Annotated in this window: 10 protein-coding genes; all 10 read left to right on the forward strand. The window is 25.9% G+C overall.

Features of this window, described 5'->3' with window-relative positions:
• A partial coding sequence (locus tag B3J31_RS15240) for a DUF6323 family protein (protein ID WP_346874187.1) occupies positions 1-536 on the forward strand: 536 nt, incomplete at its 5' end.
• Positions 537-544: 8 nt separating this feature from the next.
• Positions 545-1,792, forward strand: a complete 1,248-nt coding sequence (locus tag B3J31_RS15245; RefSeq protein ID WP_346867528.1) for a DUF6179 domain-containing protein — start codon at positions 545-547, stop codon at positions 1,790-1,792.
• Between the two features lie 343 nt (positions 1,793-2,135).
• Positions 2,136-2,723 (forward strand): bifunctional transcriptional activator/DNA repair enzyme AdaA, encoded by a 588-nt coding sequence (locus B3J31_RS15250; protein WP_346867529.1) that lies wholly within the window; start codon positions 2,136-2,138, stop codon positions 2,721-2,723.
• Between the two features lie 33 nt (positions 2,724-2,756).
• Entirely contained in the window at positions 2,757-3,230 is a 474-nt protein-coding gene (locus tag B3J31_RS15255) for a methylated-DNA--[protein]-cysteine S-methyltransferase (protein WP_346867530.1), read from the forward strand.
• Between the two features lie 237 nt (positions 3,231-3,467).
• A complete protein-coding gene (locus B3J31_RS15260; RefSeq protein WP_346867531.1) occupies positions 3,468-4,475 on the forward strand; it encodes a Wadjet anti-phage system protein JetD domain-containing protein in 1,008 nt (335 codons plus the stop codon).
• Positions 4,476-4,483: 8 nt separating this feature from the next.
• On the forward strand, positions 4,484-6,088 hold the full coding sequence (locus B3J31_RS15265; protein ID WP_346867532.1) for a hypothetical protein: 1,605 nt from the start codon (positions 4,484-4,486) through the stop codon (positions 6,086-6,088).
• A 16-nt stretch (positions 6,089-6,104) separates the two neighbouring features.
• Positions 6,105-6,815 carry a DUF6063 family protein gene (locus B3J31_RS15270; protein ID WP_346867533.1) on the forward strand — a complete coding sequence of 237 codons (711 nt, stop codon included), beginning with the start codon at positions 6,105-6,107 and terminating at the stop codon, positions 6,813-6,815.
• The gene (locus B3J31_RS15275) at positions 6,802-11,193 is read left to right on the forward strand and encodes a hypothetical protein (protein WP_346867534.1); all 4,392 of its coding nucleotides are present in this window, start codon (positions 6,802-6,804) and stop codon (positions 11,191-11,193) included. The genes B3J31_RS15270 and B3J31_RS15275 overlap by 14 nt, the downstream gene beginning before the upstream one ends.
• Before the next feature lie 518 nt (positions 11,194-11,711).
• Positions 11,712-12,032, forward strand: coding sequence for a PadR family transcriptional regulator (locus B3J31_RS15280; protein WP_156964363.1), 321 nt, complete (start codon positions 11,712-11,714; stop codon positions 12,030-12,032).
• A 15-nt stretch (positions 12,033-12,047) separates the two neighbouring features.
• Positions 12,048-12,776 carry a DUF2812 domain-containing protein gene (locus tag B3J31_RS15285; RefSeq protein WP_346867535.1) on the forward strand — a complete coding sequence of 243 codons (729 nt, stop codon included), beginning with the start codon at positions 12,048-12,050 and terminating at the stop codon, positions 12,774-12,776.
• Positions 12,777-12,832 lie beyond the last annotated feature (56 nt).

Consider the following 12,832-nt stretch of genomic DNA (forward strand, 5'->3'; position numbering starts at 1 on the left):
AACTTCACGTGCTAAACTTCTGTTGGGTTAGAGTTAGGAGTACTGTGTATCTAGAGGTGATTATGGTGGATAAAAATATGACTTTAGCATTTCAAAATTTCCAGAAAAAACAAGCTGCAATTGAGTTAAAAGGGTGTAATGAAATAACAATAAAATATGGGTTAGCTTTATGTGATGGAGAAATTAATGAGCTGGTGGAGAATCGTTTTAAGTCATTAAAAGATACAGGAAGAATTGAGTTTTCTGAAGGAATTTTAAAAAAGTTAGTGGAAGTTTTTTGTGATTCTCCTTATATAATGCAACAGAATTATAAAGAGACATTAATGGAGATTCAAGAATCTTTCTATTTTTTTAAAAATGAAGCCATGGATCAGATAGCTGATGATGAACTTATTGAGTTTATGAAAAGACATTTTGATGGAAAATGTCAAGGTTCTTTAGAATATTTAAGGGGAACTACTTTAGAAGAGCTTTGTAGAAATACAAGATATGGATATGAAGTGGATGATACAGATATGTACGGACATGAATTTTAGGAGGTATTATGGAAGAAAGCAACAAGAGTTTAATGGCGTTTTCAGATAATATTCAAATAGATAAAAATATAAGTGAAGAAGATAGGATGCTTATTGAGGTTAAAATATGGAATTTACTTGGTAAGCGCACTGAGCGATATACAATGGGTGATAGCACATCAGTTCCAATAGAAATAGCGGAAGAGTTACTTAATTCAATTTGTTTTTCATTAGGATTAGAATTAAGAGAAATAATGAACGCAAAGGAATTATTGATGGAAGAAGATATAAGTGACTTGTTAAAAGCTTCTTGGAGTAAAATAGCCTCTTTGATGGAGAGAGGAAAGAAATTATTAGAAGCAGTTAGAAAAAGCTCACCTAATATAGAAAACATATCATATAAGGATACATTAAATGAAATAGATAAATTTTTTAATAAATATGACTATAGATTTTTCGCTCATAAGATAGACTGTAGCATAGATTATCAACTTTCTAATCCCATATCAGAAAAGCTGCAGGGAATTGAATATATTAATGAATACTTAAAAGCTCTACTTATAGAAAATGAGTTTTGCATATGTTTTGATAAGGATAATATTATTTATATTCTAAATAGCTATTGCTCTAATTATAAAGAGCTATTAATTAATATTTTTGAACCAATACTAACAAATGCCATAGGGCTTGATATTTTAGGGGTGGATATATTAACATTAGAGATTTCTGCATTGCAAAGAGAAACATTGTTAGGGATTTTTAGAAACTTGTCCAAAACTGAAATTTTAGTAAAGTTAGAGAGCTCAGTAAAGAGTGTCTGTGATATTTTAGGGATAGTTGATAATGAAAAGATAGAATATATCCAAAAAACATCTGTGAATATTTATCCTAGAATTGAAGTAGGATTATCCACAGGAAATATTGATAATATATTTTTATCATTTAAGTATGAAGATGATTTAAAAGAAAGTGAGTTTATAGATAATGATACTATGGATAATGAAAGGTTACGTAATTTAATTAAGGAAATAAATGATTGTAGATTTATTTCAGATAAGATTGCAATGGTAAAAGAAGAGATTAATAGCTTAAGTGACCTAGTGGAAGTGTTAAACCTGTGTTTTTGGGAAGATGAAGCTTTAGAATTATTTAAAACACTTTCAAAGGAAGAGCTTTATATTATTAAACACTATTTAGATAATAAATATGAAGCATATAGTTCAGATTCACAATGGGAAATTAAATTTATGAATTATATAAGAGGTCTAAGTAAATAGTAATAAAAGCTTTAACATTACTTATCCAATTGTTATAATCAATTAAAACAAGATGGATACATGATTTTTACACCTGTTTCAAAAATATAGACTCGTTTGGGGACCTGAAACACCTTAGTGAAAATACTTAAAATTAGATAGCAAAATACAGGAAGATTTGTACTTTTAGCAATGCTAGAATCAAAATATAAAATAAACTTTTACGAGTAGTGGAATTATAATTATGAATAAAATTGGCATTATTAATTGTTATAACGAAAGTAAGGAATGTATATAGAATAAGTTTAGTTATGAGGTTAGAACCCTATAATAATTATGTAAATGCTTTTAGGAGGTGGTAATTATGCAAGGAAACATAGTAGTATCTGAAGATGAAAAATGGAATGCAGTAATAAGTTGTAATAAGTATTATGATGGGTTATTTTACTATGCTGTGAAAACAACAGGTATTTTTTGTAGACCATCATGTAAAGCTAAGACACCACTGAAAGAGAATATATTGTTTTTTAATAGTGTAGATGATGCTATGAAAGAAGGTTTCAGACCATGTAAATTATGCAGGCCTGATATAAAGGAACATAATTTTGAACCGAATAGAGAATTAATTGAAAAAATAAAGGAAAAGTTAATCCAAAATTATAATAAACCAATTAATTTCAGGTTTATTTCAAAGGAATTTGGTATTAGTACTAGTCATTTAACAAGATTGTTTAAAGAATATACAGGACTAACACCTAACGAATATGTATCACAATTAAGAATAAATAAAGCGATGCAGCTTCTAATTAAAAGTAATGATACTATTTTAGAGATTGCATACGATGTAGGATTTAAAAGCCTTTCTAATTTTTATAATTATTTTAAGCAAAATACAGGTATTGCTCCTAAGGAGTATAGAAAAAGAAATAGTATAAATAAGATTAAAGTATAACAGATTATAAAAAATTTATTAGGAGGTTTTTGTATGATTGAAAAATATTATGGTTATTATAATTCACCTATTGGCATATTAGAAATAATTTGCTCTGAAGATTCAATACTATCAGTTATGTTTGTGGAGCAAGAAAAGTCCGTGATGAATAAAGCAAATGAAATATTAGAAAATACTATTGCTCAGTTAGATGAATATTTCAAAGGAAGTAGAAAAGCATTCGATTTAGAGGTTTCACTAAATGGGACTGATTTTCAAAAGAATGTATGGAATGAACTATTGAAGATTCCTTATGGGGAAACCTTATCCTATAAGAACTTAGCGATTAGGTTAGGAAATGAAAAAAGTGTTAGGGCAGTGGGAAGTGCAAATGGTAGAAATAAAATATGGATAATAGTACCTTGTCATAGGGTTATTGGGACTAATGGAAGTTTAACTGGGTATGCTGGTGGCGTAGATAGAAAGCAATGGCTTTTAAATCATGAGAAGAATATAATATCGATTTAGAAATATTATAAAGGATTCTTATATAAATAACATAACAGATTATTCAATAATAATGCTTAAAAAAGTTAGCGTTATATATGTTACAGAGAAGCATATCTATGGGGAACCAAAATTAAAAACATGATTAAAGGAATGAAAATAAGCCAATGATATTAAAAGTGTCATTGGATTAAATTATATATGAGAATATGTTATACTTATGGTAAAAATATATATTTTGGAAGGAAAAAAGTCTTTATGAGAGATTTAGAAGAATTTAAAGCTAATTTCATTACTTTAGATGAAATAGCAAAAATTATAAAGGTAAACGACTACTATGAACTTTATAAAAAAATATGTGAAATGACAGCTAATGGAGTAATTAAGCCTGTAGAAGCTAGCAAATTAAATGGTAAGAAACCAGCATTACATAGTAAATATAGAATTATTCGTAAAGAGGATGATAATAGTTCTTTAATAGAAGAAGTTAACTTTAAATTAAGTATTGAGTTTAATACATCATATTATAAGAAAAACATTAAGAAATATAAGGAACATAGAGAAGATATTCTACTATTAAATAAATTCTTTTTAACTAAAAGAAAATTATTGGAAGATGCTATTTCTATGAATGAAAGATCATTTCAAATATGGGGAAAAGAAAAATTCTTACAAAAGGGTTATGGTAAAACTATTCTTAAAAATTTAGGTTTAGATGAAAATGTTCTAAATTACTACGATACTTCTGAACCTTTAGCATATTATTCTGCGTCTAAAGAAATTCCACAAAAAGTTTTAATTATTGAAAATAAAGATACCTATTATACTTTTAGAAAACATTTAATAAATGGTAATTTAACCTTACTTGGAGAAGATATAAAAACTGTTGTATATGGTAAAGGAAAGAATATTAATAAAACTTTTAAAGATTTTGAAATATCTGTTGAAGAACATGTTTCAAGTAGAGATAATGAAATATTGTATTTAGGTGATATAGATTATGAGGGAATAGTTATATATGAGAGTTTTTATAAATATTTTAGTAATAAATATAATGTTAAACCTTTTGTTAATGGCTATATCAAAATGATAGATAAGGTAGAAGTTTTAGATTTTGAGTTGCCTTTAACAAAAGACGGTCAGAATAGAAATATACAAGATATATTTTTTGCAAATTTTAATTTAGGGTATAAAAGCCGAATACATAACATTTTAGAAGATAACTTATATATCCCACAAGAAATCTTAAATATTAAAGATTTATAGGAGGCAAAATGCATTTAGATTTTTTAGAGTCAAATCACATAAGAATGAAGAAGATTGGAGCTTATTCACAACTTTTTAGAAATAGTATTGCAAAAGGCACATGGAAAAAGTATGGATTCGAAGAAGGTTATGAACAAGATAATATGATTTTTTCTGTACTTCTATATATTATGGAGCAATCCTTAAGGGATGAAGTATGTACTTTAGACAATATAGCAACTTTTATAGATGAAATTAATTCATTATATTTAAAAAAATCTATGGGATATGAAGAGTGTAAACAGTTAGGAGATTATATAGTAAATGTAATACTTTGTGATGAAGGGCGAGCTATGTATTTCAAAGCTTTTAATTATAAGGATTCAAAATATGAAGATATAAATATTAGTTTTGTTAAAAATACTATGGAGTATGTTGATGAAGTTAGAAGAGTTTCTTACAGCCTAACTGATGATGGATATTCTTTATTATTATCAACCTTAGAAATAGAGGAGAACTTGAAGTTTACTATTAATGAAATAATTTTTAGAGAGCACTTACGAAAGGCTGATTACAACAAAGCGGTTGGTGATATAAAGAATATTTTTACAGAATTCAGGAGAAGGGTACAAAAAATACAATCTGATATTTTGAAAATTAAAGAAAATCCACTAAGCTATTCTATTGATGAGTATAAGAGAACAACAGAAGGTAATATAGAATTACTTGATTCAAGCAAAAGAAAATATATTGCCCATAGAAATCATGTAGATGAGAAAATCAAAGAATTTACCGAAAAGGATATAAATGTTAAGGAACTTGATGAGCAAGAGAAATCTAATTTAAAAAATTTAAAAATAATATATGAGTATCTTAGTAGAACTATAGATGAAGATCAAAAAATATTAAAAAGTCACTTTGATTTAAAAGAAGTGTATGCTAAAGAACTTGAGAATATCTCTAAAATGTCTTTAATAGAAAGGTTTAACTTAAAGAAAGAAGTTTATGAAAAGATATTAAAGGATTTAAATAAAATTGAAGATATTGATATGTTTTTAAGACCATTATTTATTAAAGAACCAGAAAAAATTTATAATATAAATAAAGCTTTAATTTATGAAATGATAAATAAAAGTAAGGAGATAGAGCAGGATGAAGTGATTTACTTTGATGAAGAAGCCTTTGTAGCAGAAGAAATGGAGAAAAAATTTGAAAAGCTAGCTAAATACAAAGGTGTAATAAGTGTGATTTTAGAACTTGCCAAAGAGAAAAATATTATATCATTAAAAGATATTAAAGGTTTGTTAGAGGAAAGTGATTTATTAATGGGAAGACTTATCCCTAATGTTTATATTTTTAGAGAAGTAATTATAGAAATGCTTAAAAATAGAATAATTATAATTGATGAAATAAGAAAAGAACGTGAAAGTACTATTGAAAATGATGAACTTGATTTCCAATTAAATAAATGTATTCTAGAAATTATAGATGACGAGCCAACTTTTAAAAATATAAAAGAATTAAGAGTTGAAAAAATTGAAGATAGCGAAGATATAAAGATATTAGGACTTAAAAATGAAAAGGGAGATTATAAAAATTTAATATGTTCAAATATTTTATTTCAATTAAATTAGTAAGGAGATATGTATAATGGACTATTCAATAGAAGATATACAAATTAGTAATAAGATATTTTATCATCTTATAAAAAATGGTGAATTAGACGATAAAGAAGAAGAATTATACAAGGCATATTCTGATAATGAATATATAACAGACTTAGTAAAGGAATTAGGGGTAGCATCAGAATGTGAAGTTAACAAGTATGGTGGGGTAGTGTACATAATGCCTAAAGAAGAAAATAATTTTCTTGGGTATTCAAAGGGTGATTTGAAAAAAGAATTATGCAAGTCAGGAGCGGTAAATAAGGACTACTATTTATCTCAATTCATTATATTAACGCTTTTAGTAAGCTTTTATGGTGCACAAGGAGTTTCAAGTCAGAGTAGAGACTATATTAGAGTGGGAGAATTTCTAAATATAATAAGTAAAAGACTTGAAGAAGGTGTAAGTAAAGAAAGTGAAAATAATGAAGGAATTAACTACAGAGATTTATTGGAAAGATATGAAGCTTTGAAAAGTTCAGAAAAGAGAAATGCATCTAAAACAACGAAAGAAGGATTTGTAACAACAATACTTAAGTTTTTAGATAATCAAGGGTTAATTGATTATATACAAATAGATGAAACTATAAAAACAACAGGTAAGTTAAACAGTTTTATGGATTGGAATCTATTAAATAAAAATAATTATGATAGAGTACTAAGAGCTTTAGGGGAGAAAATAGATGGGCAAGATTAATAAAATAAAAATAATAAATCTTAATTATAACAATAATTCTATAAAGATTGATGATTTAAAATTCTTTTTAGATAGTGACGATACTATGTTCAATTTAAGAAATGGTGGCGGAAAATCGGTACTAGTTCAAATGATAATGGCTCCATTAGTACATAAAAAATATAGAGATTTAAAGGATAGAAAATTTGAGAGTTATTTTACAAAAAGTGTACCTACTTACATATTAATTGAATGGGAATTAGATAATGAAGCGGGATTTGTTACAACAGGGATGATGGTTAGAAAAAAAGAAGGCTCTTTAGATGAAGAGACTATAGAAAATTTGGATATAGTAAATTTCATTCATGAGTATAAGTATAAAAATGAAAATGATATTGATAACTTAACACTAATAGAAGAACTTAATGGAAATAAGAGAATAAAAAGTTATGCAAATGCAAAGAAACTTTTTGAAGATTTAAAGAAGTCTTGTAATGGAAACTTTTCATACTATGATATGAATAATTCCTATAACTCTACATCATACTTTAATAAATTATCAACTTATAATATTAATTATAAAGAATGGGAAAACATTATTCACAAAATTAATTTAAAAGAATCAGGATTATCAGAATTATTTGCTAAGGCTAAAAATGTTGAAGGGTTATTAAAAGAATGGTTTTTACCAGCAGTGGAAGAAAAGCTTACAAAGGATGAAAATCGAATAAAAAATTTTAGGATTATAGCTAATGGATATATAAATCAATATAAAGAAAATAAAAGTAAGTTAGAGAAAAAGAAAAAAATAGAACTATTTAATAGCATAGCAGAAGAATTAAAAGAAACAGCAGAGGAACTTATAAATATAAAAGAAGACAAAGAAAAATTAGAAAATGAAATAGCAAATATTAGAGAATATTTAAAAAGTGAGAGGCTAAATAACGAAGAAGAAATAAAAAAACTTGATAATCTATTAAGACAGCTTCAAGATGAATTGAATGATATAAAATATGAAAGATTATCTTTAGAAATTTACAAAGAAAAGGATAAAAAGAATGGGTTAACTATTGACTTGGATAAATATAAAGGTGATAAAGAAAGAGAAATAGTTAAGGTAAATGAATTAGAGAGGCAAAAAAATATATTAACCTGTGCCAAATACTATGAGGAGTACACTGAGGCTTCTCAAGAACTACAAGAGTTAGAAATACAAAAAAAGAATTTAACAGAAGAAAACAATAGTAATCAATTTAAATTAGATGATATAGGTTTTTCAATAAGAAAAATTATAGAAGTGGATAAGAAAAGTTTAGATATAAATATAGAAGAAAGAGAAAAAGAGTGTAATTTATATCAGGTGGAAATAGAAGAAACTAATAAACAGATAAGCAAAATTATTGAAGAGGCTAAATCGTTAAAGGAGAAAAAAGGATCACTATTATCTAAGGTTAATAGTTTTAATAAGGAAGAAGAAAAATTTAATAGAGATTATAAAGAAAAGTTAAGTAGAAATTTAGAAGGTTTGTATTTAAGTGATACTTTACTAAATTTAGAAAAACAAACTGATGATTTGCAAGAAGGGTATAATAAAAAATTCAAAGAGATTATTGTAGCTTTAGATGATAATAATGAAAAGAGAAAGATAGCAGAAGGTAAAAGAGAAGATAAGATCACAAAGGCAGCAGCTATTGAAGCTAGTATTAAATTAAAAGGTGAAGAGTTAGATAAATTAAATAATGAGATAGAGAAGAGAAAAGAATTAATTAGGTACGTTGATTTAAAGGAACATTCCTTATTTGATAAGATGAAAATTGTTTCAGCCTTTGATGGCAAAATTAATGTAATTAAAGAAAAAAGAAATAACGTTAATAAAGCTATGAATATATTAAATGAAGAACTTACAATGCTTAAAACAGGAAAACTTTTAGAATTACCTAAGGAATTAGAAGGGGAACTAAAGAGTAGAGGAATTAGTATTGTATATGGTATGGAATGGCTAAAGAAAAATGGTTATTCAGAAGAGGAAAATTTAAAGATAATTGATAACAACCCCTTTATACCATATTCATTAATAATGGATTCAAGAGATTTTGAAATCTTAAGCAAAGAACCACTAAAAATATATACTTCCACACCGATTATAATTGTTAAAAGAGAGAGTATTAATAGTGTATTTAAATTTAGCAAAAGCGGAGTAATTCAATTAGAGGGGATAGATTTATTAGTTTCATTTAATAAAAAACTAATAAATGAAGAAGAACTTAATTTCTTAATAAATAATAAAGAACTTCAATTAGCAAAGTTAGAAGAAAATGATGAAAGCCTTAATAAGGATATTAGTTTTTTTGAAGATAAAAGAAATTTAATTTATTATTCAGAGCTATCAGAAGAAGGATATAAATGCACAAAAGAAGAACTAGAAGAGTTTAAAAAGCAAGAAAAGTCTTTAGAAGAAGAATTGAGAAGCTTAAAAATAGAGATATCGGATATTTCAAGTATTATTTCTAAATTAGAAAATGATAAAGTTACATTATCTGAAAAAATTAAATTTCTTAATAGAAAAGGAAATGCATATAAGGAATTTAAAAAAGAGTATCATGATTATAAAAGTAATAAAGAAAAATATGAAGTTAATGAAGAAATGATAAAGGTTAATGATAGGGAGAATAGTAGATTAAAATTGAACCTAGAAGATTTGGAAGGCAAAGTTTGTGATGTTACTAAAACTATGACTTCCATAAGAAATAAAGCTAGAGATTTAAATAATGAATTAAAAGATTTTAATATATTTACCCAAGGGACATTTATTGATAAAGATAAGGAAGATTTACTTGCTCAGTATAGAGTTCTGAAAGACAGTATCGATAAAAACTTAGAACAAATTGAAGAGTCAATGAAAAGAGTAAATAGTAGACATAAAAGAGTAACAGATGAATTGGTTCGTGAAGCTAGAAAATCTAATTTAGTAGATGTGGATTATACAAGTGTAAAATATACATTAGATAAAATGGATGAAGTTGAAAATCTTATAAATAAGCAAAGAGAAGTTGTTAAAATTGTAGAAGATAGAATAATAAAAAATGAATCAGAACAAATAAAAGTAGATAAAGATATTGAGCATAAATATAAAAAACTTCTAGATGAGTGTAAGAAAGAAAATTTAAAGCCTAAAGATCTAATTATAATAAAAGATTATGATGAAGCTGAAGCAAAAGTAAATTTAAAATTAGAGGATACAAATAAACAAAAGGGTGATATAAACAAGCTTAATAATAAACTTGATACTAACATAGGTAATTTAAGTGAACATGATGAGTTGGAGATAAAGGTGAAAATTGATGTCCAATTAGATTTTGATAATTTAAATAGTGAAGTAGGTTCAAGAAAACGTGATTTAAGAAAGTTAAATAATGAAGAAAAAGATTTAAGTAATAGATTTAAAAGAGAAATAGATAACAAGCTTTCAAATAAAAAAACTTTTTCCGAAGATCAAAGTTTTAAAGATATAATAGTTGTTATTTATAAATTATCAGATACTCCAAAGAAAATGCTAGAACAACTAAAAATTTATGAAGAGTCATTTAGCATGCAGATGCTTAAGCTTTCTCAAGATATTGAGATGATAGATAAAGAAGAATTAAAAATATTAGAAAATATGCTTGATTATATAAAAGAAGTTAATGAGAACTTAGATAGAATAGACAATAACTCTAGCATTACAATTAAAGAGAAAAATATAAAAATGCTTAATGTTAAAGTTCCTAATTGGGAGGAGAATTTAGAAATCTATAAGCTAAAACTTAAAAATTACTTGCAACAGTTAAGAGACCAAGCGCTGGTGCTTCTAAATAAAAATGAAAGTATAGAAGATATTATAAGTAATAGAATAACAAACTATAATTTATTCAATGAAGTAGTATCTGTAAGCAGTGTAAATATTAAGCTATATAAAATTGAAGAGGATAAGCAAAGGCAAATAAGTTGGAATGAAGTTTCGACAAATTCAGGGGGAGAAGGTTTCCTTTCAGCCTTTGTTATATTATCTAGTTTATTAAGTTATATAAGAAAAGATAGTAACGATATATTCAATAAATCAGAAAGTGGAAAAGTACTGGTCATGGATAATCCTTTTGCACAAACAAGTTCTGTACATTTACTAAAACCTTTAATGGATATAGCTAAAAAAACTAATACGCAATTAATTTGCTTTACTGCTCTAGGTGATGACGCTATTTATAATAGATTTGATAATATCTATGTATTAAATACTATTCAGTCAAAACTTAAAAGTGGTATAAAATATATGAGAAGTAATCATATTAAAGGAAGTGAAGAAGAACCAAATATTCTTGTTTCTTCTAGATTAAAAATTGAAGATCAAATGAGGCTTTTTTAACTAAAAAAATATTAGATGATTTAAAAGGGGCATTGCCTAGCTTAGAAGAAAATATAAAATAAGAAGTAATCCATAGAAATAATTACTATTTTTATCGATTATTTTTATAAAAATATATAATTAAAACTTGAATTTGAAAGAATGTTAATTATATTGTATGTGGGGAATTCTAAACTTTTTTACTTACGGTAAGGAGAACCATATCATAAGTAAATGGGATTTTTACTAAATTTGGATTATGAAATGATAGCAAGGTAAGGTCATCTTAACCATACATATCTACAGCCACCTGTAAGTAGATTAAATAGCTACTTTACAGGTGGTTATATTTTTTATTAATTAATATTTAGTTTATGGAAGAAAATTTTTTGCCAGTGTATTTATATATTTTAATAAAAATATATAAATAACCAAAGCAATAAAGAGAAACTTGACAAATATATCATTTATGGATATATTATATTTAATGATATATTATTAAATGATATATCATTAAATAATATATGAAGGAGAATTTTATGCCAAGAAAAGATTCTATTGATATAGGGGAATTAACAGATTCTGCTTTTTATATTTTATCTAGTGTTGTTGATGAAAAGCATGGATACCTAATTATGAAAACTATTGAGAAGTTCACTAATAATGAAGTTACTATTGGTCCTGCATCACTTTATACAACATTGAAAAAGCTTTTAGCAGCGGATTTAGTGGAGTTAAATTGTGACACAGATGAAAACAAAAAAATATATAAAATAACCAATAAAGGACGAGAAATGCTTATAAAAGAGATTGAACGTAAAAAGCAGATGATTAAATTTGCTGAAAATTTTTTGGGTTAGAAAAGAGGGATATGTTTGAAAAGTAAATATGTAATGATTAATGGGTTTGCATTTAGTGAAGAAAGTGATATGGAAAAATTAAAAGAATATGCAAGGCAAGGTTGGATATTAGAAGATATAGTAGGAGGGTTTTTCTATAAACTAAGAAAAGATAAATCTCAAGATATAATATATAACTTAGATTACCAAACAGAAGCAAATGAAGAATATTTCACTATATTTAAAGAAGCAGGATGGAATCGTATTGTTTCTGTAGAAAATTATATGCACATTTTTTCAGCACAAGCTGGAACTAAACCTATTTATAGTGATTGTGAATCAGAAATAGATAAATATACAAGTATAAGAAATCTAACAAGAAAAGGGACTTTATATTCTTTAATACTAGCTATAGCACTAATTGGGTTGCTATTTGTTTCTTTAGTTGCCATTAAGCCTATATTTTTGATTATTGTTGGATTGTTGATAATTGATATATTTGTATTTGTCTTTAATTTTATGCCTTATTTAGCATATAGCTCTAGAATTAAGCAAATAAAAAAAGATGGTACGTGTAATAGTAAAGCAATAGATAATAAAAGTTCATGGATATTATATGCAATTTCAGGGGTTCTATGGTTAGCTATAGGAATATGGCATTTAATTGGGAAACTATATTTTACTGCAGTATTTCTTATAATTTTTGGTGCTTTTTTCATTTTTTCAAGTTCAGCCTACTTTAAGAAATATAAAAAGTCTTTATAAATTATATACAGTATGGATAAGAGTATTTTTTAGGAACAGTAGAATTTCAGAATTCT

The sequence above is a fragment of the Clostridium sp. UBA5988 genome, assembly GCF_002435615.1.
GTDB classification, from domain to species: domain Bacteria; phylum Bacillota; class Clostridia; order Clostridiales; family Clostridiaceae; genus Clostridium_J; species Clostridium_J sulfidigenes.

Coding starts and splice junctions, on each gene's coding strand:
- B3J31_RS15245 (WP_346867528.1), top strand. CDS start 545: ATGGAAGAAAGCAACAAGAGTTTAATGGCGTTTTCAGATAATATTCAA.
- B3J31_RS15250 (WP_346867529.1), top strand. CDS start 2,136: ATGCAAGGAAACATAGTAGTATCTGAAGATGAAAAATGGAATGCAGTA.
- B3J31_RS15255 (WP_346867530.1), top strand. CDS start 2,757: ATGATTGAAAAATATTATGGTTATTATAATTCACCTATTGGCATATTA.
- B3J31_RS15260 (WP_346867531.1), top strand. CDS start 3,468: ATGAGAGATTTAGAAGAATTTAAAGCTAATTTCATTACTTTAGATGAA.
- B3J31_RS15265 (WP_346867532.1), top strand. CDS start 4,484: ATGCATTTAGATTTTTTAGAGTCAAATCACATAAGAATGAAGAAGATT.
- B3J31_RS15270 (WP_346867533.1), top strand. CDS start 6,105: ATGGACTATTCAATAGAAGATATACAAATTAGTAATAAGATATTTTAT.
- B3J31_RS15275 (WP_346867534.1), top strand. CDS start 6,802: ATGGGCAAGATTAATAAAATAAAAATAATAAATCTTAATTATAACAAT.
- B3J31_RS15280 (WP_156964363.1), top strand. CDS start 11,712: ATGCCAAGAAAAGATTCTATTGATATAGGGGAATTAACAGATTCTGCT.